This window comes from Dyella sp. BiH032 (assembly GCF_031954525.1).
Taxonomy (GTDB): Bacteria; Pseudomonadota; Gammaproteobacteria; order Xanthomonadales; family Rhodanobacteraceae; genus Dyella_D.
Map to the genome: position 1 here is coordinate 83985 of NZ_CP134867.1, position 25105 is coordinate 109089.

The 25105-nt window shown below is 66.6% G+C and carries 23 protein-coding genes; 9 read left to right on the forward strand and 14 right to left on the reverse strand.

The genetic code is table 11. The annotated features are described in order from the left end of the window. Positions 1–2 precede the first annotated feature (2 nt). From RKE25_RS00320 to RKE25_RS00330, 3 genes are read right to left on the reverse strand one after another with little or no spacing between them, the layout of a single operon-like run. Positions 3–428: a YeeE/YedE family protein gene (locus RKE25_RS00320; protein WP_311840286.1), complete on the reverse strand. Its 426-nt coding sequence runs from the start codon at positions 426–428 to the stop codon at positions 3–5. Continuing rightward, positions 425–847, reverse strand: coding sequence for a YeeE/YedE family protein (locus RKE25_RS00325; RefSeq protein ID WP_311840287.1), 423 nt, complete (start codon positions 845–847; stop codon positions 425–427). Before RKE25_RS00325 ends, RKE25_RS00320 begins: the two co-directional genes overlap by 4 nt. After that, the gene (locus tag RKE25_RS00330; RefSeq protein WP_311840288.1) at positions 844–1725 is read right to left on the reverse strand and encodes an MBL fold metallo-hydrolase; all 882 of its coding nucleotides are present in this window, start codon (positions 1723–1725) and stop codon (positions 844–846) included. Before RKE25_RS00330 ends, RKE25_RS00325 begins: the two co-directional genes overlap by 4 nt. A gap of 79 nt (positions 1726–1804) precedes the next feature. Here RKE25_RS00330 and RKE25_RS00335 point away from each other — a divergent pair, with 79 nt between their 5' ends. Then, a complete protein-coding gene (locus RKE25_RS00335) occupies positions 1805–2122 on the forward strand; it encodes a metalloregulator ArsR/SmtB family transcription factor (protein ID WP_311840289.1) in 318 nt (105 codons plus the stop codon). A gap of 2 nt (positions 2123–2124) precedes the next feature. Here the strand turns inward: RKE25_RS00335 and RKE25_RS00340 are convergent, their stop codons facing one another. The 3 genes from RKE25_RS00340 to RKE25_RS00350 all read right to left on the reverse strand — a co-directional run bounded on the left by RKE25_RS00340 (position 2125) and on the right by RKE25_RS00350 (position 4393). Next, positions 2125–2688, reverse strand: a complete 564-nt coding sequence (locus tag RKE25_RS00340) for a DNA-3-methyladenine glycosylase I (RefSeq protein ID WP_311840290.1) — start codon at positions 2686–2688, stop codon at positions 2125–2127. Between the two features lie 70 nt (positions 2689–2758). Continuing rightward, entirely contained in the window at positions 2759–3499 is a 741-nt protein-coding gene (locus RKE25_RS00345; protein WP_311840291.1) for an MHYT domain-containing protein, read from the reverse strand. 108 nt (positions 3500–3607) lie between these two features. After that, positions 3608–4393: a hypothetical protein gene (locus RKE25_RS00350; protein WP_311840292.1), complete on the reverse strand. Its 786-nt coding sequence runs from the start codon at positions 4391–4393 to the stop codon at positions 3608–3610. Positions 4394–4641: 248 nt separating this feature from the next. Between RKE25_RS00350 and RKE25_RS00355 the strand changes: the two genes are divergently transcribed. Further along, complete coding sequence (locus RKE25_RS00355) at positions 4642–5535, forward strand: DMT family transporter (RefSeq protein ID WP_311840293.1); 894 nt, start codon at positions 4642–4644, stop codon at positions 5533–5535. 47 nt (positions 5536–5582) lie between these two features. On the opposite strand, the gene RKE25_RS00360 is transcribed toward RKE25_RS00355, so the two are convergent. Together RKE25_RS00360 and RKE25_RS00365 are read right to left on the reverse strand one after the other, a co-directional pair. Continuing rightward, positions 5583–6530: a pyridoxal-phosphate dependent enzyme gene (locus RKE25_RS00360; RefSeq protein WP_311840294.1), complete on the reverse strand. Its 948-nt coding sequence runs from the start codon at positions 6528–6530 to the stop codon at positions 5583–5585. Then, positions 6527–7531 (reverse strand): aldose epimerase, encoded by a 1005-nt coding sequence (locus RKE25_RS00365; protein ID WP_311840295.1) that lies wholly within the window; start codon positions 7529–7531, stop codon positions 6527–6529. The genes RKE25_RS00360 and RKE25_RS00365 overlap by 4 nt, the downstream gene beginning before the upstream one ends. A 68-nt stretch (positions 7532–7599) precedes the next feature. On the opposite strand from RKE25_RS00365, the gene pepN reads away from it, so the two are divergent. Beyond that, positions 7600–10251: an aminopeptidase N gene (pepN, locus tag RKE25_RS00370; RefSeq protein ID WP_311840296.1), complete on the forward strand. Its 2652-nt coding sequence runs from the start codon at positions 7600–7602 to the stop codon at positions 10249–10251. Positions 10252–10327: 76 nt separating this feature from the next. Here pepN and RKE25_RS00375 read toward each other — a convergent pair whose 3' ends face one another. Then, a complete protein-coding gene (locus tag RKE25_RS00375) occupies positions 10328–10522 on the reverse strand; it encodes a hypothetical protein (protein ID WP_311840297.1) in 195 nt (64 codons plus the stop codon). A gap of 578 nt (positions 10523–11100) precedes the next feature. Between RKE25_RS00375 and mnmG the strand changes: the two genes are divergently transcribed. The 4 genes from mnmG to RKE25_RS00395 all read left to right on the forward strand — a co-directional run bounded on the left by mnmG (position 11101) and on the right by RKE25_RS00395 (position 18293). Beyond that, the gene (mnmG, locus tag RKE25_RS00380) at positions 11101–12975 is read left to right on the forward strand and encodes a tRNA uridine-5-carboxymethylaminomethyl(34) synthesis enzyme MnmG (RefSeq protein WP_311840298.1); all 1875 of its coding nucleotides are present in this window, start codon (positions 11101–11103) and stop codon (positions 12973–12975) included. A gap of 112 nt (positions 12976–13087) precedes the next feature. Beyond that, a complete protein-coding gene (locus tag RKE25_RS00385; protein WP_311840299.1) occupies positions 13088–13855 on the forward strand; it encodes an RDD family protein in 768 nt (255 codons plus the stop codon). A 153-nt stretch (positions 13856–14008) separates the two neighbouring features. Next, positions 14009–16330, forward strand: coding sequence for a Tex family protein (locus tag RKE25_RS00390; protein WP_311840300.1), 2322 nt, complete (start codon positions 14009–14011; stop codon positions 16328–16330). Between the two features lie 118 nt (positions 16331–16448). Beyond that, a complete protein-coding gene (locus tag RKE25_RS00395) occupies positions 16449–18293 on the forward strand; it encodes an autotransporter domain-containing protein (RefSeq protein WP_311840301.1) in 1845 nt (614 codons plus the stop codon). A gap of 72 nt (positions 18294–18365) precedes the next feature. Here RKE25_RS00395 and RKE25_RS00400 read toward each other — a convergent pair whose 3' ends face one another. The 3 genes from RKE25_RS00400 to RKE25_RS00410 all read right to left on the reverse strand — a co-directional run bounded on the left by RKE25_RS00400 (position 18366) and on the right by RKE25_RS00410 (position 20405). Next, a complete protein-coding gene (locus RKE25_RS00400; RefSeq protein WP_311840302.1) occupies positions 18366–19244 on the reverse strand; it encodes a DUF1481 domain-containing protein in 879 nt (292 codons plus the stop codon). Between the two features lie 335 nt (positions 19245–19579). After that, a complete protein-coding gene (locus tag RKE25_RS00405) occupies positions 19580–19783 on the reverse strand; it encodes a hypothetical protein (protein ID WP_311840303.1) in 204 nt (67 codons plus the stop codon). A 334-nt stretch (positions 19784–20117) separates the two neighbouring features. Continuing rightward, positions 20118–20405, reverse strand: coding sequence for a hypothetical protein (locus RKE25_RS00410; RefSeq protein ID WP_311840304.1), 288 nt, complete (start codon positions 20403–20405; stop codon positions 20118–20120). Positions 20406–20422: 17 nt separating this feature from the next. Here RKE25_RS00410 and RKE25_RS00415 point away from each other — a divergent pair, with 17 nt between their 5' ends. Both RKE25_RS00415 and RKE25_RS00420 read left to right on the forward strand, forming a co-directional pair. Further along, a complete protein-coding gene (locus RKE25_RS00415) occupies positions 20423–20785 on the forward strand; it encodes a hypothetical protein (protein WP_311840305.1) in 363 nt (120 codons plus the stop codon). Positions 20786–21391: 606 nt separating this feature from the next. Continuing rightward, complete coding sequence (locus RKE25_RS00420) at positions 21392–21958, forward strand: helix-turn-helix transcriptional regulator (protein ID WP_311840306.1); 567 nt, start codon at positions 21392–21394, stop codon at positions 21956–21958. A 72-nt stretch (positions 21959–22030) separates the two neighbouring features. Here the strand turns inward: RKE25_RS00420 and glyS are convergent, their stop codons facing one another. Beyond that, positions 22031–24178, reverse strand: coding sequence for a glycine--tRNA ligase subunit beta (gene glyS, locus RKE25_RS00425; RefSeq protein ID WP_311840307.1), 2148 nt, complete (start codon positions 24176–24178; stop codon positions 22031–22033). Continuing rightward, positions 24175–25092 (reverse strand): glycine--tRNA ligase subunit alpha, encoded by a 918-nt coding sequence (gene glyQ, locus RKE25_RS00430; protein ID WP_311840308.1) that lies wholly within the window; start codon positions 25090–25092, stop codon positions 24175–24177. The genes glyS and glyQ overlap by 4 nt, the downstream gene beginning before the upstream one ends. Positions 25093–25105 lie beyond the last annotated feature (13 nt).

Genomic DNA, 25105 nt, shown 5'->3' on the forward strand with positions numbered 1-25105 from the left:
CGTCAGTTACTGCGTCGCACGATCCACCAGCGATAACCGATACCGCCGACCAGCATGGCCGGCACGAAATAGAGCGCCTCGCGCAGACCGCCGCCGAGCGCCACCAGCGCGGGGCCCGGACAATAGCCCGCCAGACCCCAGCCGATGCCGAAGATCGCCGCACCCAGCACGAGCCTGGCGTCGATCGTGCGCGAGGTCGGCAGATGGAAGCGTTCGTCCAGCACGGGGCGACTGCGGCGCAGCACCTGTCGGAACGCGATCGCCGTGACGCCCACGGCACCGACCAGCACGAAGAGCAGGGTCGGATCGAATGCGCCCGCCACGTCCAGAAAGCCCAGCACCACGCGCGGATCGCTCATGCGCGACAGAACCAGCCCCAACCCGAACAGCAGCCCGGCCAGCCACGCCGCCGGCAAGCGAAGACTCATGGCGCGCTCCCCAGCACGTGGCGCACGACGTACACCGTGGCGAAAGCCGTCGCCATGAACACGGCTACCGCGACCAGCGACCGCCGCGAGAAGCGGGCCAGGCCGCAGACGCCATGCCCGCTCGTGCATCCACTGCCCATCGCCGTGCCGATGCCGACCAACAGGCCGGCGGCAACCAGCCACGCGCGCGGAAACCCTTCGCGTATGCCGCCGTGTGGCAGTACGTGGAAAGCCAGCGCGCCGGCCGAGAGCAGCCCCAGCACGAAAGCGATTCGCCAGCCACGGCCGGGCAGGCCGCGCTCCGCCGCGCCGAACGCGATGCCGCTGATGCCCGCTATGCGGCCGTTGAGCAACAGCAGCAACGTGCTCGCCCCGCCGATCAATACACCGCCAGCAAGCCCGGAAAGCCATGCATTCACGGCGCGCCTCCGAAACGATTCAGCGGCAGGCGCAGGTAGCGCACGCCGTCGGCTTCCACCGGCGGCAGCCGGCCGGCGCGAATGTTCACCTGCAGCGCGGGAAGTAGCAGCCGCGGCACCGCCAGGGTGGCGTCGCGCGCGGTGCGCATGGCCACGAACGAAGCCTCGCTCGCGCCATCCTTCACATGCACGTTGCCTCCGCGCTGCGCGGCAACGGACGTCAACGGCTCCGGGCCGCGCGTGGCCGGGGGATAGTCGTGGCACAGGTACAGCCGTGTATCCGTCGGCAGGGCGAGGATTTTCTGGATCGAACCGTAAAGGCGCGCGGCGTCGCCACCCGGGAAGTCGCAACGAGCCGTGCCGGTCTCCGGCGCGAAGATCGTGTCGCCGACGAAGGCGGCATCGCCGATCAGGTAGGTAAGGCTGTCGTCAGTGTGGCCCGGCGTCGCCATCACGCGGATTTCCATGGCGCCGGCGTGTAACCGGTCGCCGTCGCGCAACAGCTGGTCGAACTGGCGACCGTCCGCAACGAACTCCTCGCCCAGGCCGAACAGCTTCTTGAAGCGCGCCTGTACCTGGATGATGCCCTCGCCGATGGCGAGTTTCGCGCCGAGCGCATTGCGCAAATGGTCGCCCGCGCTCAGATGGTCGGCGTGCGCGTGGGTTTCCAGCACCCAGTCCACGGTGAGCCGCTGTTCCTGCACGTACGCGACGACGGCGTCGACCGAGGCAGTACCGACGCGCGCGGCAGCCGCGTCGTAGTCCAGTACCGGGTCGATCACGACGGCGGAGCGGCCTTCATGCACCACGTAGGTAAAGGTGTTGGTATCGGCGTGGAAGAACGCCTTGACGTCGTAGCTGGGGCGACCGGAGGACATGGCGGGAATCGGCATAGCAATTTAGATTTTTCTAAATTAGAATCCCCTAAATCCGAAGTCAAGCACGCATATCGCGCCGATGACCTTAAACGCTGACATGACCCGCATGGCCCGCCATGCCGAGGAAGCCGCCGGCCTGCTCAAATCGCTGGCGCACCCGACCCGCTTGATGGTGATGTGCCGGCTGGCCGAAGGGGAGGCTTCCGTATCCGAACTGCAGCAGGTGGCGGAGCTATCGATGTCCGCGCTATCGCAACACCTGGCCGTGCTGCGCGAGGCCTCGCTGGTCGAGACCAGGCGCCAGGCCCAGGCTGTGTATTACTCGCTGCGGCCGAGCGCCGCGCTGGGCGTGATCCAGGCCCTGCACGACGCCTATTGCAAGCCGCGCCGGCGCTGAGGTCAGGCTTTGCGGAAGCAGTCCGCCACGTGGTCGTCGACCATGCCGGTGGCCTGCATGAAGGCGTAGCAGATGGTGGTGCCGACGAAGCGGAAGCCGCGCTTCTTCAGGTCCTTGCTCATGCGGTCCGACTCCGCCGTGCTCGCCGGCACCTGGCCGCGGTCGCGCCAGCGGTTCCTGATCGGCTTGCCATCGACAAATGACCACAGGTGCGCATCCAGGCTGCCCGCTTCATCGATCAGTTTCAACGCCGCCTGCGCATTGCCGCGCGTGGCGGAAAGCTTCAGCCGGTTGCGCACGATGCCGGGATCGAGCATCAGCTTGTCCAGCTCGCGGTCCTTCATCGCCGCCACGCGCGCGATGTCGAAGCCATGGAACACTTGGCGATAGCGCTCACGCTTGACCAGTACCGTGCGCCACGACAAGCCGGCTTGCGCGCCTTCCAGGATCAGGCATTCGAACAGCAGGCGATCGTCGTGCAGCGGCACGCCCCATTCGGTGTCGTGGTAATCGCGTTCGATCTCGCTGCCATCGGCCCAGGCGCAGCGGGTGAGAGGCTTGGCCATGCGTCGTGCTCCCGAAGGGATGCGCAGCATAGCCGGAACGGGGAGCGTCGCGCTCCCCGTTCCTGTTCGCTCAGATCGTGATCGCCTCGCGGCGACGCTGGCGCAGATGGTTCATCACCAGCACCACTACCAGCAGCACCAGCGCCACGGCGAAGATGCTCACGCCGAGGTTGTCGCCGCGCAGACCGTCGGCATAGCCGGCCGGCAGCTGGCCGCCGTTGTCGTCGATGTTCACCGCGGCCATGCCGGTGTAATGCATGCCGCAGACGGCGACGCCCATCACCAGCGCGCTGCCGATCATCTGCGCCATGCCGCGGAGGTTGAAGGCCAGCCACAGGGCAGCGATCGAAGCCGCCACGGCGATCAGCACGGACAGCGCCACGACGTTCATGTCGTAGGTAATGAATGCGCCCATCAGCACCGCCTGCATGCCCAGGTAGTGCATGCCCGCCACGCCGAGCCCCATGCAGACTCCGGCGCCCACCAGCTTGGACCAGTTGAAGCTGCCGCTGCCGGCGATGGCCAGTCCCAGCGAGCAGGCCGCGAAGGCCAGCACGGCCGAGAGCGCGGTGCGCACCAGGTCGTAGGTGACCGGCATGCCCATGTCGCACGCCAGCATCGCGATGAAGTGCATGGCCCAGATGGCGCCCACGCCCATCGCGGCGCCCGCGGCGAAGATCGCGGCCGTACGCTGGCGGCCTTGCGCCAGCGGAATGCCCACCGCCAGTTGCAGCGCGGTGTAGGAACCGAGCACCGAGATCAAATACGAAAGAACGACCAGCAGCCAGTTGTAGCTCTGATGCGCAGCCATGGCACTTCTCCTGATGTCACGTGGAAAGTGAATAAAAGGCCTGCGCGGGCATCCCGTGCCCGCGTTGCCAGCCATGGACCCGGATGCGCTCCGGACCCCCTGTGTTACTCAGTGCGAGATTTCGAGCACGCAGCTGGCCGCGCCGTGGCTGCGACAGAACAGGTTGCGCACGAATACGGTCTGCGGTGCGACGGAGCCCCCCAGCACGCCTTCGAGATAGCCGCTGAAGAAGCGGCAGCCGGAATGGCCTCCCGGCGAGCACAGCGGGCTGTTCTGGATCAGCAGCTGGCCGTCGCGCCAGTCCACCGTGGCCAGTTCCCGCATCGCCGGCACGGCGATGCGCTTGATCGCGTCCACCAGGCTCAGTTTTGCGCCCATGGCGTAATCGCGCTTGTAGACCCATGCGCCGGTGCGGCGCCCCGCGAGCTGCAGCGATGCCTCACGCGCATCCGCCGTGACGGCGTGCTCGAGGTTGCGCAACCAGGGAAAGATCTTCGGATAGTCGCGCGCCAGCTGCGGCAGCGTGCTCTCCACCTGGCCCACATCGGGCCCGGCGCCATGCGGCACTGGCGCGGGTGCGCTGGGCGACGACGGTGCGGGAGCCGGCGCATGGACCGGCGGTGCGGCAGCCTGCATCGGCGCCGGCGCGGCGGCACGGCCTTCCGACAGGCTCCCTTCGAAGCTCAGCACGCGGCTATGGGTGGCTAGCTCTTCTTCGAGCGCAAGCTGCCGCTCCGCCGGGCCACGGATGATCATGGTCAGCCACGTTCCGCGACTGTCCTGAGACAAGCGTTGCCGCAGCAAGGTATAGCCGTTGGCAACCACCACGCGGCCGAGTTCCACCAGCAATCCTTCGCGACGGTCCGAAAGGACCTGCACCTCCAGCTCGATCATTCTGCCCCCTGTGGTCGATGCTGGCCTTCATTGTGAACGGCAACATGAGCCATGCGCGCTGGGCAAAGTGTGAAGCTCCTCTAGAAACGCACATCGCGTGTCGCTTTCAATGGTGGGCTCGGCGTGCGTTGTACACGCAGCCTTCACGCACGCGTCCACTGCGCTTAGCGCGCGCTGAGCTTGCATCTTTCCGACATGCCCGCGATCGTGCGCGCTCCGCGCACATCGCCCATGCCCGCTTCCCGCACATGCCTGCCGAACGCTCTCGACGCGGCGCCGTCGCCGCCATGCTGGTCACGATCCTGATCTGGGCGTACAGCTGGATCGTGATGAAGCAAGTGCTGCAGCACGCCGGGCCGTTCCAGTTTTCCGCTTTGCGCTACACGCTCGGCGCGCTGGTGCTGTTCGGTGCGCTGGCGGCAACGCGACAATCGATGCGGCCGCCGCCGGTGTTGCCCACGGCTCTGATCGGCCTGTGCCAGACGGCGGCTTTCCAGGGCCTGGGCCAATGGGCGCTGGTGGAAGGTGGCGCGGGCCGCGTCGCGCTGTTGGCGTACACCATGCCGTTCTGGGCGGTGCTGTTGGCCTGGGTGGTGCTGCGCGAGAAGCCGACGCCGCGGCATTGGGCGGGACTCGCGCTCGCGGCGGTCGGTCTCGTCTGCATCATCGAACCCTGGCGCGGCCTGGGCGGCGGCGGCAGCACCGTACTGGCGATCGCCGCCGGTGCGGCGTGGGCCATGGGCACAGTGCTGAGCAAGCGCATGTTCCTGCAGCATCGGCCGACGCCGCTCAACCTCACCGCGTGGCAGATGCTGTTCGGCGCGCTCGGGCTCTGCGTGGTGGCGTGGCTGGTGCCGCAACGCCCGATCGAGTGGACCTGGGGCCTGGTGGCCGGGCTGGCCTACAGCGTGGTGCTCGCTTCCAGCGTGGCCTGGGGCCTGTGGCTGCTGGTGCTGCAGCGGCTGCCGACCGCGGTGGCGAGCCTGTCCAGCCTCGGCGTGCCGATCGTCAGCGTGCTGCTGGCCTGGGCCGTATTACACGAGCGTCCATCCACGATGGAAGCGCTCGGCATCGCGTTCGTGCTGGCGGGCTTGCTTGCGGTGACCGGCCTGCGCCTGGGCGGACGGAGAGCGGAAGCCTGACGCGGCGAGGCACGCGCCACGCCACGTGCCCGCTCAGCGCCGCGGATTCACCAAGGCAGCGTGTCCAGATCCACATTGCCGCCACTGAGCACTAGGCCGACGCGGCGACCGGAAAAATGTTCCGGCTGCTTGAGCACTGCCGCCAGCACAGTGGCGCTGGACACTTCGACGACCTGCTTGAGCTCCTGCCACAGCAGCTTCATGGCGGCGATGGCCTCTTCGTCGGTGACCGTGACGATGTGTGTGCGATGCGCGCGCAGCGCGTCGAGGTTCGGCTCGCCGATGAGGGCGCGCAGGCCATCGCAGACCGTGTCCGGATGGAAATCCGCGACGCGCGTGCCGCGCGCCAGCGAGCGTGCGGCGTCGTCGGCGCCCGCGGGCTCGGCGCCGTACATGGCGATGTCCGGATCCAGGCCGTGCGCCGCGATCGCGCAACCGGCGCCGAGGCCGCCGCCGCCGACGGGCGTGATCAGCGCCTGGAGGCCTTCCACCTGGCGCACGAGTTCCAGCACCAGCGTGCCCTGCCCGGCCATGACGCGCGCGTCGGCGTAGGGATGCACCAGCTCGGCGCCCGTCTGCCGCTGCACCTCGGCGGCGGCCGCTTCGCGCGCGGCTTGCGTAGGCGCGCAGCGGTGCAGCACGGCGCCGGCGCGCTCGATGGCTTCCAGCTTGGCGCGCACCGCGCCTTCGGGCACGACGACATGGGCGGGAATGCCGCGCGTGGCGGCGGCCATCGCCAGCGCATTGCCGTGGTTGCCGGAGGAATGAGTGACCACGCCGCGCGCAGCCTGCGCGTCGTCCAGCGACCAGACGGCATTGCAGGCGCCGCGGAACTTGAAGGCGCCGCCACGTTGCAGGTTCTCGCACTTGAAGTGCAGCTCCGCGCCGGCCAGCGCGTCCAGCCGCGCGCTGCGCAGCACCGGCGTCACGGCGGCGTAGGGCGCGATGCGGGCCGCGGCGTCGCGGATGTGTTCGAGGTCGGGCAAGGTGCTCACGGCAGTTCGATCTCCACGCCGCAACGGAAGCGGCGCTCGGTTCCGGGTTCGAGGCGGATCGCGTCGGCGCAGTCCGCACGGTTGAAGGCGTCCGCCCAGCTTTCCATCGGCTCCAGCGCCACCGAGCGCCGCACGTCCCGCGTCACGGTATCGGCGGTGAAGACGAGCATCACGCCCGATTCCTGCCACACGGCGAGGCCCAGGCCGCTGTCCGGATCGCGCAGGCGGGTACGCGCGCGGCCGTCCTCGTCGGTGCGCAGCTGCGCGTAGGCATGGTTGATCTCGTGCGCGCCGATCAGGCGCGGCCGGCGGAAGTCCAGCGCGGGCTCTTCCACCATGGGTACGTGCGCCTGCGCGCCCGGCAGCGGGATGAAGCCGGCGTCGGTGCGCACGATGGTCTCGGCGGGCACCTGCAGTTCCCAGCTGTCGGCCGATGCGTCGCCCAGGCGGAAATAGGGGTGCCACCCGAAGAAGCACGGCGCCGCGCGGTCGCCGACATTGCGCATGCAGGCTTCGAGGGTCAGGCCGCGCTCGTCGAGCAGATAGCTCACGCTCAGGTCGATGGCGAAGGGATAGCCGGGGTGCAGCCCGGGGCGGATCGCGCTGGTGCGGAACTCGGCGCGCGCGCCGAGGGCATCGGCGCCCACGGCGGCCAGTTCGAAATCCACGCCGCGCACGAAACCATGCCGCGCCGCGCGCTGAGCGCCCTCGATGCCGGGTGCGAGATCGTGCGACTGCCCATCGAACACATACCGCGCATCGGCGATGCGGTTGGCGAACGGCACCATGACGGCGAAACGGGAACTGGGACGGCTGTCCAGCTCGGCCGCATCGCGGTAGCCGTCAGCCAGGTCGAGCGTGGTGGCGCCGAGGGTCTGCTCCAGCCCGATCAGCGTGGCGCCGCGCCGCGCGATGCGCGCGCGGCGCCCACGCACGGAGTCTTCCAGCACGGCGATCTGGTGGGGCCCCACTTGACCCTTCTCGGCGCGGTAGGCACCCATCGGCATTGTCCTGGCGGGAAAGTGCCGCATGTTAGCCTGAACTCTCTTTCCTGCCCGCTGCTTTCGCCATGACCGCACGCGACCAGCTTTCCACGCCCCTTATCCGCCTGAGCGAATACCGCGCGCCCGCCTGGCGCGTCGAGCGCATCGAACTGGAGTTCGATCTGGGCATCGACGCCACGGAAGTGTTCTCCCGCCTGCACCTGCGCCGCGACCCCATGCAGGACGCGCCGTTGCGCCTGGATGGCGAGAGGCTGGAGCTGCTGTCCGTGACGCTGGATGGCGAAGCGCTGGATGCCGCCCGCTATCGCCAGTCCAACGAGTCGCTGGAGGTGGATGGCGCGCGGGACGGCAGCGTGCTGGAGACGCGCGTGCGGCTGGCGCCGGCGGCGAATACCGCGCTGGAAGGGCTTTATCTGTCGGGCTCGCGCGACGCCGGCTTCCTGCTCACCCAGTGCGAAGCGGAAGGTTTCCGGCATATCACGTTCTTCCCGGATCGCCCGGACGTGCTGGCGAGCTACACGGTCACGCTGCGCGCGGACAAGGCGCGTTTCCCCGTGCTGCTGGCCGGCGGCAATCCCGACGGCGCGGGCGAGCTGGGGGACGGGCGCCATTGGGCGCGTTTCGTCGACCCGCATCCGAAGCCTAGCTACTTGTTCGCACTGGTGGCCGGAAGGCTGGAGAAGATCGAGCGCGGATACGTGACCGCCGATGGTCGTTCCGTGAGGCTGGTGATGTGGTCGGAAGCGAACGTGATCGACCGCTGCCACTACGCGATGGATGCGCTGGAGCGCTCCATGCGCTGGGACGAGAAGACGTACGGGCGCCAGTACGATCTCGACGTATTCCATGTCGTCGCCACGCACGACTTCAACATGGGCGCGATGGAGAACAAGGGACTGAACATCTTCAACGCCAAGTACCTGCTGGCGGATCCGGATTCCACCACCGACGACGAATACCGCGCGGTGGAAGCCGTGGTGGCGCACGAGTATTTCCATAACTGGAGCGGCAACCGTGTGACCTGCCGCGACTGGTTCCAGCTTTCGCTGAAGGAAGGGCTGACGGTGTTCCGCGAGCAGCAGTTCTCGGCGGACATGAACTCGCGCGCGCTCAAGCGCATCGAGGACGTCGCGCTGCTGCGGCGCGCGCAGTTCCCGGAGGATGCCGGGCCGCTCGCGCATCCCGTGCGTCCTGCGCAGTACAGCGAGATCAACAACTTCTATACCGCCACGGTCTATGAAAAAGGCGCCGAACTGGTGCGCATGATCGCCGGCCGGCTGGGGCAGGAAGGTTTCCGCCGCGGCATGGACTGGTATTTCGCGCGTCACGACGGCCAGGCGGCGACCATCGAGGATTTCCTGACGGCGCTGGGCGAGGCGAACGACACCGACCTCTCGCCCTATCTGGCCTGGTACGTGCAGGCAGGCACGCCGCGGCTGCGCGCCAACGGCCGGTACGATGCCGCGCGGCGGGAGTACGTCCTCACGCTTGCCCAGCACACGCCGCCGACGCCCGGACAGGCGGAGAAGCAGCCACTGCCGATCCCGGTGAAGCTGGCGTTGTTCGCCCGGGATGGTCGGATGCTGCCTTTGCACGTGGACGGCCACCCGCACTCAGGCGACGACGAACTCGTCGTAGTGGTCGACCAAGCCGAGCAGCGGATCGTGTTCCGCGAGGTCGACGCCGAGCCCGTGCCCTCCCTGCTGCGGGGCTTTTCCGCACCGGTGATGCTCGAAGGCCTCGACACGGCGGCCGATCTCGCGCTGCTGCTGCGGCACGACCCCGACGGCTTCAACCGTTGGCAGGCGGGCCAGCAGCTGGCCGTCTGCGCCTATGAGGCGTTGCGCGATCAACGCCAAGCCGAGGCCGTGGATGCCTGGTGCGACGCGCTGGCAGGCTTGTTCGGCGAGGAGGCGGTGGACGCGGCACTGCTGGCGGAGCTGATGACCCCGCCGGGCGAGGTCGAGCTGGCCGAGCGGGAGCAGGCGGCCGATCCCGATCGCATCCATGCTGCGCGCCAGGCACTGCAGAGGCGCCTCGCGGAGCGGATCGGCATCGACGCGCTGATGGCTCGCTATGACATTCTGGCCGGAACAACGAGCGGAGAGCTCGACGCCGAGAGCCAGGCGCGGCGGCGACTGAAGCGCCGCGTGCTGGACTTGCTCGCGCTGCTGGACGCGTCCCGCGCCCAGGTGCTGGCTGCGCGCCAGTACGAGACGTCGCCGGGAATGACTGACCGCCTGGCGGCGCTGTCGGTGCTGGTGCGCACGGATGCCCCCCAAGCCGCGCCGGCGCTGGCGCACTTCCGGACGCGGTACGCCGACAACCCGCTCGCCCTGGACAAATGGTTCAGCGTGCAGACCCAACGCGCTGGCGAACCCGCGCTGACAACGGTACAGGCATTGGAGCGCGACCCCGCGTTCACGCTGCGCAATCCCAACCGGGTCAATGCGCTGTTCGGCGCCTGGGCACGCAACAACCCATCCGGCTTCCATCGCGCCGACGGCGCCGGTTATCGCCTTCTGGCCGAACGCCTTGCCGAACTGGACGCGCTCAACCCGCAGATCGCCGCTCGCCTGGCCACGGTGCTGAATGGCTGGCGGCGCCTGGAGCCCGGGCGTCGTGCGCGGGCGAAGGAAGCGGTCGAGGCGCTGGCGGCTCGAGACGGGTTGTCGCGGAATCTGTCGGAGATCGTGCAGAGCATGCTGCACGACTGAGGGAGGGGCACCGGGCCTTGGGTCGGCTTGGTCGCGGCCGCGGCGTCTTGGCCGGAAAGAATGGCCCGCGGGCGGATCAGACCGCCAGATGGCCCAGTTCGTCCCGCAGCCGGTGCATGCGCGATTCGAGGCGGGGCCGCAGCGTGCGCTGTTCGTCCTCGGCACGCTCCTGGAGGTGATCCATCGCCATCTCGACGCGACCGATCTCCACCAGCAGATCATGGTGGGGGTAGAACTCGTGAAAGTCTTGCTGGCCGTTGCTGGTGTCCATGCCTTGCTCCTCGCGCCTTTCGGCTAGGGAAGCGAAGCAACGGGTGTGCCATTGTGATCCAGATCACCAACTTCTCGGATATTCATCACGAAAAGTCCGGGCATGGATCACGAAATGACGCAGCACGTCAGGTGGTGCCGTGATCCGGCACAAATCTCCGTTTTAGTCACCCCATGTTCACGCTCAAGGGGTAAATATCCATCCCACGACGAGGCGGCAAGCAGCCGTCTGCGCCCACCGCATTTTCGGTTTCTGGCGCCCGGCAACACGGTCATCCTGGATTCCCCCTGTTCCTGAGACCGCCGGGCGCCAGATCTTAATCTGGCCGCGCTTTTCCAAACGGCAAAAAAAACGACGGCGCCCCTAGGGGCGCCGTCTTGCTTCCTCTCCCCGGCACGCGATCGAACCCCTGTCCGTTCGATCTCGGCGCGCGTTTCCGCGACAACGTCTGCCCGGTGAAAGTGCAGGATTGAAAAAGCAGGAACCGTGCCAGTGTCGCGCGTCCAAGCCTTAAATCACTGATCGCGCTACCATATCGCCTTCTTTCGTCCTGCAGCCCCTCCGGGCGGACCTCGATCATGCTTCATCCGACTCACTACGACGTCATCGTGGTCGGCGGCGGCCATGCCGGCACCGAAGCCGCACTCGCCGCCGCGCGCACCGGTGCGCGCACGCTGCTGCTCAGCCACAACATCGAGACGATCGGCCAGATGAGCTGCAACCCGGCCATCGGCGGCATCGGCAAAGGGCACCTGGTCAAGGAAATCGACGCGCTTGGCGGCGCCATGGCCCGGGCCGCCGATCGTGCGGGCATCCAATGGCGCACCTTGAATGCATCCAAGGGCCCCGCCGTGCGCGCCACGCGCTGCCAGGCGGACCGTTCGCTGTATAAGGCGGCGATCCGGCGGATCGTGGAAACCCAACCCGGACTCGAGCTCTTCCAGCAGGCGGTGGACGACCTCGAGCTGGAAGGCGGCCGTGTGGTGGGCGTGGTGACCCAGATGGGCCTGCGCTTCCGCGCGCGTTCGGTCGTGCTCACCGCGGGCACCTTCCTCGCGGGGAAGATCCACATCGGACAGGCCCAGTACGCCGGCGGCCGTGCTGGCGACCCGCCGGCCACGACGCTGGCGCAGCGCCTGCGCGAACTGCCGGTCGCCGCCGACCGCCTTAAGACCGGCACGCCGCCACGCATCGACCTGCGCAGCATCGACTTCACCGGCCTGGAGGAACAGCCGGGCGACGATCCCGAACCGGTGTTTTCCTACCTGGGTTCGCGCGACGAACACCCGCGCCAGGTGAGCTGTTGGATCACCCACACCAGCGAGCGTACGCACGAGGTGATCCGTGGCGCGCTGGACCGCTCGCCCCTGTACACCGGCCAGATCGAGGGAATCGGCCCGCGCTACTGCCCTTCCATCGAGGACAAGGTGGTGCGGTTCGCCGAAAAGTCCTCACACCAAATCTTCATCGAGCCGGAAGGGCTGGAAACGTTCGAGATCTATCCGAATGGTATTTCCACGTCCCTGCCGTACGACGTACAGCTGGCGCTGGTGCGCTCGATCAAGGGCTTCGAGAACGCCCACATCACGCGGCCGGGCTATGCGATCGAGTATGACTATTTCGATCCGCGCGGCCTGCACCCGTGGCTGGAAACCAAGGGTATTCCCGGCCTCTTCTTCGCCGGGCAGATCAACGGCACCACGGGTTACGAGGAAGCCGGCGCGCAGGGGCTGATCGCCGGGCTCAACGCGGCACTGTCCGTGCAGGGCAAGGCGCCGTGGTATCCGCGCCGCGACGAGGCCTACATCGGCGTGCTGATCGACGACCTCACCAGCAACGGCACCATCGAGCCGTACCGCATGTTCACCTCGCGCGCGGAGTACCGCCTGCACCTGCGCGAAGACAATGCCGACCTGCGCCTCACCGAGACCGGCCACGCGCTGGGTGTCGTACCGCAGGAGCGCTTCGATGCGTTGTGCCGCAAGCGCGACGCAGTCGAACACGAAACGCAGCGCCTGCGCGGCCTGTGGGCGGCGCCGAACAACATCCTGGGTGCAGCGGTCGAGCGACACCTCGGCATCGCCGTGAGTCGCGAGACAAACGCGCTGGACCTGCTGCGCCGCCCTGAGCTCGATTACGCCCAGCTCGTTTCAGTGCCGGAACTGGGACCGTCCGTGCCCGACGGCGACGTGGCCGCGCAGGTGGAGGTGCAAGCCAAGTACGCCGGTTATCTCGAACGCCAGCGCGAGGAGATCGAGCGCCAGCGACGCCACGAGCAGACGGCCATCCCCGATGGTTTCGACTACGACAAGGTGCGCGGACTTTCCGCCGAGGTGCTGCTGAAACTCAAGCGCGCGCGACCGGAAACCATCGGCCAGGCATCCCGGATCAGCGGCGTCACGCCGGCGGCGATCTCACTGCTGCTGGTGCACCTGAAGCGGCGCGCCGCCTGAATTCCGAACAGGCATTGGCGATGAAGTCCCCCGCTGGTGCCTGGTCCACCGGAGCCATGGAACCGGTTCCCAGCCGTGGCATCATGCGTGCTCTACTGATGGGAGCGAAGCGATGGAAGTCTGGATTGGCCGGGATGGCGAACGACACGGTCCCTACACCGAAGCGGACGTGCGCGAGTGGCTGCGCACTGGCAGGCTGAGTCCGGGCGACCTTGGCTGGTACCAGGGCATGTCCGACTGGCAGCCGCTGTCCTCGCTGTTCCCCGAGCAGCCGCCGACGCTGGACCGCGCCTACTCGCCGCCCAAGGCCCCGCTACAGACCGCGCCGGACCGCCAGCGCTCGCTGGAGGACTATGCCGGCTTCTGGAAGCGCGTGGCCGCCTACATCATCGACTCCATCGTGCTGTGGATTCCCAATCTGCTGATCAGCCGGATGATGGGCGCCGGTGCGGCCGAGCAGGCTCTGATGCAGAACGCGCAGGGCTCCGATCCGCATGCCGCGCTGGCGGCCTATGCGGCGTTCTACAACGCCATGTTGCCGGCGATCCTGGTCCAGCTCGTGCTTACCTGGCTGTACTTCGCCTTTTGCGAGAGTTCGTCCTGGCAAGCCACCCTCGGCAAGCTCGCGCTCGGGATCCGGGTCGTGGACATGGAAGGCAACCGCATCAGCTTCCTGCGTGCGACGGGCCGGCATTTCGCCAAGCTGCTGAGCGGCTTGATCCTCATGATCGGCTACGTGATGGTGGCGTTCACCCAGCGCAAGCAGGGCCTGCACGACATCATCGCCAGTACGCTGGTGCTGAATGGGCGCGCCAGCGAACTCGGCGCCGTGAAGCCGGAGGCATCGGAAGGACAGGACAAGGGTTCCTTCAACGCCTGACGCAGGCCCTCCGTGGGATGCACCGTCCGGCGTCGTCCTCGCGACGCCCGGACGGCGAATGCGCTGGCGACCGCCGCGCGCTTGTTATCATCCTGAACTCCACCGGCGCGGCTTGCCGCGCCTTTCGTCGTTCCAAGGAATCATCGGCAACTCATGCTCAGCATCGAACAACGCATCGCCCAGGACATCGCCGCCAAACCCGCGCAGGTCACCGCGGCGGTCGAACTGCTGGATGGCGGCGCCACCGTGCCGTTCATCGCGCGCTACCGCAAGGAGGCCACCGGCGGCCTCGACGATACGCAGCTGCGCCTGCTGGAAGAACGCCTGCGCTACCTGCGCGAACTGGAGGACCGGCGTGGCGCGATCCTCGCGAGCATCGAGGAGCAGGGCAAGCTCACCGACCCGCTGAAACAGGAGATTCTGGACGCGGACACCAAGGCGCGCCTTGAAGACCTTTACCTGCCGTACAAGCCCAAGCGCCGCACCAAGGCGCAGATCGCCCGCGAAGCGGGGCTGGAACCGCTCGCCCTTGGCCTGCGCGACGATCCCTCGCAATCGCCCGAGGAATTCGCCAAAGCCTTTGTCGATGCCGAGAAGGGCGTGCCCGACGTGCGCACCGCGCTCGATGGCGCACGCGCCATCCTGATGGAAGCCATCGCGGAAGATGCCCACCTGGTCGGCGAACTCCGCGACTGGTTGTGGGAGAAAGGCCAGATCCGCGCCAAGGTGGTGGAAGGCAAGGAGAACGAAGGCGCGAAGTTCCGCGACTACTTCGATCACCTGGAAGCCATCTCGAAAATTCCCTCGCACCGCCTGCTCGCACTGATGCGCGCGCGCAACGAAGGTGTGATCGAACTGGACCTGGCACCCACCCTCGATGCGGAACAGGGCCATCTCGAAGGCGAGGGTCGTGTCGCCGCCCACGCCGGCATCCACGACCGCGGCCGTCCGGCCGATGCGTGGCTGCGCGAGACGGTGCGCCTGACCTGGCGCGTGAAGTTGCATCTGCACCTGACCCTGGACCTCTTCGGCAAGGTGCGCGAGAACGCCGAGGACGAAGCCATCCGCGTGTTCGGCGACAACCTCAAGGACCTCATGCTCGCCGCGCCGGCCGGCGCCAAGACGGTGATGGGCCTGGATCCAGGCATCCGTACCGGCGTGAAGGTCGCCGTGGTGGATCCGACCGGCAAGCTGCTGGCCACCGATACCGTCTATCCGCATGAGCCGCGCAACCAGTGGGACCAGTCCATCGCGCGGCTGGCGGTGCTTTGCAAGCAGCACGGCGTAAACCTCATCGCCATCGGCAACGGCACCGCTTCACGCGAGACCGACAAGCTGGCTGGCGAGCTGATCAAGAAGCACGCGGACCTGAAGCTGTCGAAAATCGTCGTCAGCGAAGCCGGCGCGTCGGTGTACTCGGCGTCGGAGCTGGCGGCGAAGGAATTCCCGGGCCTGGACGTGAGCCTGCGCGGCGCCGTTTCGATCGCGCGCCGCCTGCAGGATCCGCTGGCCGAACTGGTGAAGATCGAGCCCAAGGCGATTGGCGTGGGCCAGTACCAGCACGACGTGAACCAGGTGAAGCTGGCGCGCGCGCTGGACGCCAAGGTCGAAGACTGCGTGAACGCGGTGGGCGTGGACGTCAATACGGCGTCGGCGGCGCTGCTCTCGCGCGTGGCCGGCCTGACTGCCAGCGTGGCGGAGAACGTGGTCAAGCATCGCGACGCCAACGGCCCGTTCCCGAATCGCGCCGCGCTGCTGAAGGTGCCGCGCCTGGGCGAGAAGGCCTTCGAGCAATGCGCCGGCTTCCTGCGCGTTCCCAATGGGGACAATCCGCTGGATGCAAGCGCCGTGCATCCGGAAGCTTATCCGGTGGTGGAGCGGATCATCGCCCAATACGGCCGCGAGGTGAAAAGCATCATCGGCGACAGCTCCTTCCTGCGCGGTCTCAAGGCCGAGCAGTTCACCGACGAGCGTTTCGGCGTGCCGACGGTGCGCGACATCCTCAAGGAACTGGAAAAGCCCGGTCGCGACCCCCGACCGGAGTTCGTCGCTCCGAGCTTTGCCGAGGGCGTGGAAGACCTGAAAGATTTGCGGCCGGGAATGATCCTTGAAGGGCGCGTGACCAACGTGGCCGCCTTCGGTGCCTTCGTGGACATCGGCGTGCACCAGGACGGATTGGTGCACGTCTCGGCGCTGTCGCACAGCTTCGTCAAGGACCCGCGCGACGCAGTGAAAGCCGGCGATATCGTCAAGGTCAAGGTGATGGAAGTAGACCTTCCGCGCCAGCGCATCGGCCTCTCCATGCGCCTGGACGACGAGCCGGGCCAGGCCCGGGGCGGCAAACCCGGCGGCAACGAAGCGCGCGGCCAGCGTGACGGCCGCGGCCCCCGCCCGGGCGGCGGCGCGCCGAAGCCGGCCCCTGCGCCGGCCAACAGCGCCTTTGCCGATGCTTTGTCGCGGGCGATGAAGCGCTGAAATCAGTGGATTGCGCATGCTGCGCTGCGGTGCGGCGCAGCATGCGCTTACGTATGGGCATGCATTAACGTAACGCGGGAATAACAAAGGCCATCCCGGCTCAAGGAGCGTTACCGCCATGCCCCGCATCCGCCATCTCGCCGGCGCCATCGCCGCCGGCCTGCTGTTCAGCACCGCCGCCGCCGCCACCGATTTCAGCAAGGTCGTCGTGATCGGCGACAGTCTCAGCGACGCCGGCAACATCGCCAAGCTATCGGGTTCGCCAACCCCGCTGCGCTTCACCACCAATCCCGGAACGACCACGGCGGAGAACGTCGCCGCCGCGCTCGGCCTGCCGGTCACGGCCTCGCTCTCGGGCGGCACCGATTTCGCCTTCGGCGGCGCGGGCCTGCAGCACAACTCGCCCGGTACGCCGGCCGGGGTGCCGCTGCTGCCGCAGCAGTTCCAGATGTACCTGGCTGCCAACGGCGGCAGGGCCGACAGCAACGCGCTGTACCAGGTGTGGGGCGGCGCCAACGACATCTTCTATCTGACCGGCACATCGACCAACCCGAACGTGCTCGCCGCCGGCGCGGTCGCCGCCGCCCAGACGGAAGTCGCTCTGCTCGGCCAGCTGCAGGCGTCCGGCGCCAAGTACGTGGTGGTCTATAACCTGCCCGACATCGGCAAGACCCCGTCCGGCATGGCCGGCGGCCCGGCAGCCTCCGCTGGCGCGACGCAGCTTTCGCTCGCCTTCAACGGCGTGCTCAACGCGGGCATCAGCCAGCTGAGCGGCAATGGGCTGAACGTGATCCCGGTGAACACCTTCCAGCTGCTCAACGAGGTGATCGCCAACCCATCCGCCTACGGCTTCACCAACGTGACCACGCCGGCGTGCAATGGCAGCTCGATCCAGTGCGGCCCCGCCGGCTCCGGCCTGCCTTACAGCTACGCTGCCGGTGCCAACAACACCTATCTGTTCGCCGATGGCGTGCATCCGACCACGGCCGCGCACGCCATGCTGGGCCAGTACGTGGTGTCGCTGATCCGCGCGCCGGGCCAGATCTCCATGCTCGGCGAGGCTCCGCTGGCCGCGCAGGCGGCGCAGACGCGCGCCATCCGCAACGAGATGATGGCCGACGCGATGGGCAGCGACACGCGGTTCTTCGCCAATGTCGATTACGCCCACCAGCGCTTCGACGAGCAGAGCAGCTCGCCCAAGACCACCAGCAACAACGTCAACCTCACCGTGGGCGCCGATGTGCGCGCGACCGAGCACGTATCGATGGGTGTCGCGCTGGGCATTGGCCAGCACAACGCGGACTTCGCCGGCGGTGGCGGCTACAAGCTGCAGGACATCAGCGGCTTGGGCTACCTGACCTATCACAATGGCGGCGGCTACGTCGGTGGCTACCTGAACTTCGCGCAGTCGAATTTCTCGGATATCGAACGCCGCATCCAGCTCGGTGCCATGTCGCGCAGCGAAAGCGGCAAGGCCGATGGCAACCGCCTCGGCGGTGGCGTCACTGGCGGTTGGTGGTTCAACTTCAACACACTGCGCACCGGTCCGTTCGCGACCGTCGAGTGGCAGACGGTCAAGGTCAATGGCTATACCGAGAGCGGCGACGACAGCACGGCGATGTGGTTCGAGCGCCAGCAGCGCGATGCGCTGATTTCCACGCTCGGCTGGCGACTGCAGGGCCATTGGCAGGCCGGCGGCATGATGCTGGTGCCTTACGCCGAGGTGGCGTGGAACCACGACAGCAAGGCCGACCCGCGCAGCATTAAGGCCGGCGTGAACAGCATGCCAGGTGAGTTCGCCCTCACCGGCTTCGTTCCCGACAAGACCTGGGGCAGCGCCGATGTGGGCCTGTCCGCGCAATTCAGCGAGAACGTGACGGGCTGGGTGGGTTACAGCGGTCGTTTCGGCGACGACAGCCAGAAGTACAACAGCGTCAACCTCGGTGTGAAAGTCGGCTTCTAAGCCGGCTTTCCGCCCAATAAAAAGCCGTCCGCGCGAGCGGACGGCTTTTTTGTGTTCCGGTGACGGACTGGCTTACTTGTTCTTGCCGCCCGTCGCGAGGCTCAGAATGGCCTGTGCCTGCTTCTGCAGACTAGTCGCGTCGTCATCGCTCAGCGTGTCGGTTTTGCTGCCGGACTGCTGCTGCTTGAGCACCAGGGCGCCATCGCTGTTCCAGCCGGCGCGCTCGGTGGAGCTGGGCTTGGCGTCCTTGCTGGACTTCTTCTGCTGCACCACGACCCACGGCTTGCCGTCCTTGTAGGCATAGTCGGTGGTGGTGAAGCCCTTGTCGCCGTAATCGACTTGCTCGCGGATGAACTTCACTTCGCCTGCTTCGCGGAACACCTGCCAGCCGCGGGAGACCTTGTCCTCGAGCTTCGTGCCGTTGGTGATCTTCATGCCGCCGATCTGCTTCTGCACGGCGCTGAACGCAGCGAGCTCCTTCTCGCCCGGCGTCTGCTCGCCGACGAGCTGGATGGACACCTGGTTGCCGGCGCCCTTGGTCAGCACCGGCGACTGCAGCGGCGCGGTGTAGCGACGATCGCCGTCGGTGAGCACGGCCTGCACGATGTACATGCTGTTGGGGTTCACGTCAGCCGGATTGAACTCCAGCTCGAAGGACTGCGGCAGGCTCGCCACCGGATCGATGGTCTTGCTGGCCAGCGGCGTACCTTCCTGAGATGGGTCGAGCAGCTTGAGCTCGAGCTTGGCCTGCGGAGAGACCTGGGTGCCGGTGTCGCGCAGCGCCACGGTACCGCTGACCGCATTGGCTTTGACCGGTTGCTGGCCGGCCGCGGAAGCCGCTGTCGCGGATTCACCGCCAGCCTGTGCCGCGGGCTGCGACGAATCAGAAGAATTGCAACCGGCGAGAGCCAGCGCTGCTACCGACATCAGCGACCAAACCAACCTGCGCATGTGGAACCTCAATCGATCCAAGGAACGGGGCGCGAATCTCAGGCCGGCGTCGAGTGCCACCGGAAGATTTCGCGGGGGAGGGTCGAAGCATACCGGAAAAAAAAGTGAACGGAAAAGTCAATAGGAGCTTTGCCGTCCATACGGTTCCGGAGGGAGACATCTATCGCAGTACTGGCCTGAACGAGGCCGTTTGGACGTCTATAAAGGACCAGTTAAACCGATCACGTAACCTATTCTTTTGTAATACAAATGGTTGAATGGGCGCCGATCCTTGCGCCAAGGTAAAGAAAAAGGCCGCCGAAAACGGCGGCCTTTTCGCAGTGCTTAGTAAAGACTTACAGCGAGAAGTCGTACTGCACCTGGAAACGCGCATAGCGCGGCGAATTGAAGTATTTCGGCAGCTTGTAGTTGGTGTATTTCGCACCGTTGTTGAGGTTCTCGTACTGCTCGAAAAGGAGCAGCGGCTTGTCGTTGTTGAAGAGGTTGAGGACCGATAGCCGCATGGTCAGGCCCTTCGCCCCCGACGGCAGGTAAGACACGTTCGGGCTGACCGTCCAGGTTCGCGGCGTGCGTCCCTCGCCGCCTTCCGGCGCGATCTGTTGATGGAGTACGACGCCATCGGGGCGCGCAACGCAACATTGGCGGCCATCGGCAGCGAGTAGCGGCCGGCGCTGCCGAACATCTTGAAGCTCAAGTCGCCGAGCACGTCCTAGTAGAAGCTCAGACGCGGCTGCCAGATGTCGTCCTGCTTGACGAAGCTTTGCCCGTTGCCGTTCCTGTTGTCGAAGCTGTCGTTGTGGGATACCGCCATCCATCAATTCCAATCGGCCTTCACAGTACGAGCTCTTGGTCGAGCTACCGTACGCCGTCGCTTCAGTGACGTTGTTGCTGTGCTGGTCGGGCTCGAGCCGCCGTACGTGGTGCCGGTGGCCTTGGTGAACTCGCCGAGCGCAAGCTGATGAGCTTGTCCTTGATCAGCGAACCGCCCAGCCACGCCAAATAGACATTGCCGCTGTTGCTGTTCTTGTCGTAGTTACGATAGACCGTGCCGTTGGCGCGCCTCACCGTCGGCTGAGTCTCGCGAGCGCAGTTCGGCACCATTGTCCAGCTCATGCCGCTTTTCCATTCGTTGGTGTCGCGCTTGATGTAGGCGCCGGTCACGCCGCCGGGGGAGAAACGTGCTGCACGCCATGGCCGCGGGTCTGCACCTCGAGCTGGTCGATCGCCTGGAACGGCAACCGGCCGCACGACAGGTTGTTGTACAGGTTGGTGACGTTGAAGCCGTTAACGTCGTGCCTGTTTTCTGCGACCGACGAGCCGCCGAGCCGGCGCAGGTTGCCGAACACGGCATTGCCCTTCATCACGCCTGGCGCCAGGGCCGCCACATTGACGATGTCGCGGCATGGGCAAACGGATTCGGCTGCGATGCCGTGAACGTGGTGCGCGCTTCGACGGTGCTCACGTCGATCGCGGGAACGGCGTTGGCCGTCACGGTGACGCTGGCCGCCGGTGTCTCGGCAGTGGAAGCGAGCTTCACCTGATCCGTCTGGCCTGCGACCGCGGTGACGCTGGTCGTGCCGACGCCCTGCCGTCCTGCACGAGCTGCACCTCATAGCGGCCGCTGAGCAGCGCGGGTACGCGAAACTTGCCGTCGGCCGGTATGACGACGGTACGGGACGGGCCCGAGTCGAGATTCTTGATCACCTCCGTTTCGCCGGCGGCTTAGGTCGCCGACCCGGTGATGTCGCCTGAAGTGGACTGGGCCAAGGCAGCGCCTGTTCCCAAGCTAAGGCTGGCGGCGACGGCCAAGGCGGCGTAGCGCAGCCGGTATACGGTTGACGTGCGGCCGGAAAGTATTCGGCTTCTCCTCTTAGCGATGTAGGACTGCAAAGGTCAGTCCAAACACGCGGAGGCTTCGACCCACCGCAATCACAATCGCTGCGCCGCGCGAGTACTCCAGATCGGAACTCGTGCGTTTTCCCCATTTCAGAGATCGTTTTTCTTACGGATTTACCGCAAGAAATTACGGAATTAGGCCAAGATTTCACTTGGACCAACATTTCGATAACACGTTTTTTTCATGCGGCGTAAGCGTCTCGAAAGACATTTGAGTAAAAGTCAACTGCCAGACCGCCTAGGAGACCCCCATGGCTACGCAAATAACTACGACGCTGCAAAACGCGGGAACCTTCGCCGACCGCATCAAGGTGCTGATCCAACGCGTGGGCAGCGTGACTGAAATCGCCCGAATGTGCGGCTTTTCCGAAGGCGTCGTGCGTAGCTGGCGGGACGGCAACACCGATCCTTCCCGGGCGCGCTGCGTGACGCTGGCCAAGACGCTGGGGATCTCCCTGGTGTGGCTGGTCGCCGGCGAAGGCTCGATGATTCAGTCTGAGACGATCACTTCCGGGGAAGAGTTCGGTACCGAAACGTCTCTGACCAACCGCCAGCGGACCAAGCTGCGCACCGCCGCCGATACCCTGCACGCCAGCGGAGTGGCGATGGATCCCCACCGCCTGAACACGGCGCTGCGTATCCTCCAGTCGGAACTGGATCTGGCCGAAAGCCAGCTGTCCCTGGCGGACAACGCCGACTTGCTGGCCGACCTTTACGAGATCCTCGGGCCGGGCGGCAATGACGTCGACGCGGCAGCGATGGTGGCGTTCAACCATCGGCTGGCTGATCGCCTGAAGCGCGATCGCCATCTGGCCTGATCCAGGGTCCGGGGTCCCAAAGCAAAACGGCAGCCTCTAAGGCTGCCGTTTTTCATGCCTGGGGTGGGCCACTCACAGCCTGGCGATGTCGGCCACGGCCGCGAACTGTGCGTGCAGCTGCCCCAACAGCGCCAGGCGATTGGCGCGCACGTCGGGGTTCTCGGCATTGACTAGAACGCCATCGAAGAACGCGTCCACAGGCGCTTGCAGCTGAGCCAGGCGCGCCAGAACCGAGGTGTAGTCCCCGTTCGACAATGCGCCGGCCGTGTCCGACCTAGCCGCGTCGAGCGCGCTGGCCAGTTGGCGCTCGACATCCGCCTCGAAGTAGGCGGCGTCTACCGTCGAGCGTATCGGTGCCGCGCCGGCCTCCTCCGCCTGTTTGCGCAGAATGTTGGCCACGCGCTTGTTGGCGGCCGCGAGACTGAGAGCCTCGGGACGGCGGCCGAACTCCGCCACCGCACGTAGTCGTCGGTCGAAGTCGGCGAGGGATGCAGGCGACACAGCCAGCACCGCCTCGAACTGCTCCGAGGTGAAACCCTGCTCCGCGTAATAGCCGCGGAGACGCTCGATGACGAAGTCGTACAGCTCCGCGACCAACACGACGCGGCGCTTGCCCGCTTCGACTGCGGGTGCCTTGCCGTCCTTACCGGGCTTGAGACCTGCGGCGAGAGCTGCCTCGGGGATCAGTTCCAACGCCTCGGCAAAAGTAGCCTTTAGGTCGATGCCGATGCCGCCCTCTACCAGGGTACGCGCCAGGCCGAGCGCAGCGCGGCGCAGCGCGAACGGGTCCTTATTGCCGCTGGGCTTCAGGCCCACGGCGAAGATGCCGGCCAAGGTATCCAAGCGTTCGGCGACTGCCAGCACACGGCCCACGTCGCCGGCGGCGATCGCGTCGCCCGCGAAACGCGGCTGGTAGTAGCTGTCCAGCGCGTCGGCGACTTCGGGGGCTTCGCCATGGTGGCGCGCGTAGTAGCGGCCCATCACGCCTTGCAGCTCGGGGAACTCGCCGACCATGCGGGTCAGCAGATCGCACTTGCTGAGCGCCGCGGCACGCGTCGCCTGGCCGGCATCCACGCCGACGCGGTTGGCGATGATGCGGGCCAGCTCTGCGACACGCACGCTCTTGTCCCACAGGCTGCCGAGCGACTGCTGGTAGGTGACATTCTTGAGCTGGTCCTGATAGGCCGCCAGCGGGGCCTTCAGGTCCTCGTCCCAGAAGAACTTGGCATCGGCGAAACGCGGGCGGATCACGCGCTCGTAGCCCTTGCGGATCTCGGCCGGCTGCTTGCTGTCGATGTTGGCGATGCCGATGAAATGCTCAGTCAACTTGCCCGCGGCGTCGAACACCGGCACGAACTTCTGGTTGGTCTCCATGGTGGTGACCAGCGCCTCCGGCGGGACCGCCAGGAAATCGCGCTCGAAGGTGCAGGCGATCGCCGCCGGCCATTCGGTGAGGTTGGCGATCTCGTCCAGCAGGGCGTCGTGGAGTTGCGGCACGCCGCCGGTTTCCCGGGCGACTCGTGCCACTTCGTCGCGGATGCGCTGGCGGCGCTCGATCGGATCGGCCAGCACTTTGGCGGCGCGCATGGCATCCAGCCAATTGTCCGCGTCGGCGACATGGACGGGGTGGGGGTGCATGAAACGATGGCCACGCGATTTGCGGCCACTCTTCAGGCCGAGTGCCTCGCCATCGACGATATCGGCGCCATGAAGCATGACCAGCCAATGGGCCGGCCGTACGAAGCTGTAATCGTGCCCACCCCAGCGCATCGGCTTGGGAATCGGTAGACCCTTGAGCGCTTCGTCGACGATTTCCGGCAGCAGGGCGGCGAGCGGCTGGCCGGGCTTCACGGCCCGGAACACAAACCACGAGCCCTTGTCGGTCTCCAGCTTCTCCAGCTGCTCGACGGCGACGCCGCAGGATTGCGCGAACCCCTGAAGGGCCTTGCCCGGCTGGCCGTCCGCGTCCAGCGCGGCATTCACCGCCGGGCCGCGGCGTTCGATAGTCTGCTCGGGCTGGGTCGCCGCGACCTGGGGAATGTAGACGGCCAGGCGCCGCGGCGTGGCGTACCCACGGGCCAGATCCAGGCCGGCTTCCACGCCGCGCTTGGCCAGGCCGTCGCAGATGCCGCGCTGGAACGCGGCCGCTAGTTCATCAAGCGCCTTGGGCGGCAGCTCTTCCGTGCCCAGTTCGATCAGCAATGACTTGGCGGCGCTCATGCGGCCTGCTCCTTGGACAGCTTGTGGTTCTTCAGACCCGGGAAGCCGAGCTTCTCGCGCTGCGCAACGTAGGTCTCGGCCACGCTGCGGGCCAGCGTGCGTACGCGCAGGATGTAACGCTGGCGCTCGGTGACGCTGATGGCGCGGCGCGCGTCGAGCAGGTTGAAGGTATGACTGGCCTTCATGACCTGTTCGTAGGCCGGCAGCGGCAGGCCCGCGGCGACCAACTTGTTCGCCTCGCCTTCGCAGACGTCGAACCAGCGCAGCAATTCGGCGACGTTCGCGTGCTCGAAGTTGTAGGTGCTTTGCTCGACCTCGTTCTGGTGGAACACGTCGCCGTAGGTGACCGTGCCGTGCGGGCCTTCGGTCCAGACCAAGTCATAGACGTTGTCCACGTTCTGCAGATACATGGCCAGGCGCTCGAGGCCATAGGTGATTTCGCCCGTCACGGGGCGGCATTCCAGGCCACCGGCCTGCTGGAAGTAGGTGAACTGAGTGACCTCCATGCCGTTCAGCCACACCTCCCAGCCCAGTCCCCAGGCGCCGAGGGTGGGCGACTCCCAGTTATCCTCGACGAAACGCAGGTCGTGGACCAGCGGATCCAGGCCCAACTCCTTGAGCGAGCCGATATAGAGCTCGAGGATGTTGTCGGGGTTGGGCTTCATCACCACCTGGTACTGGTAGTAGTGCTGAAGGCGGTTGGGATTCTCGCCGTAGCGGCCGTCGGTCGGACGGCGGGACGGCTGCACGTAGGCGGCGGACCAGGGCTCCGGACCCAGCGAGCGCAGGAAAGTGGCGGGATGGAACGTGCCGGCGCCGACTTCGGTATCGAGCGGCTGCAGCAACACGCAACCCTGGGCCGCCCAGTAGCGGTTGAGGGTCTGGATCACATCCTGGAAGGTGCGTGCGGACATGGCTTTCCGTGAC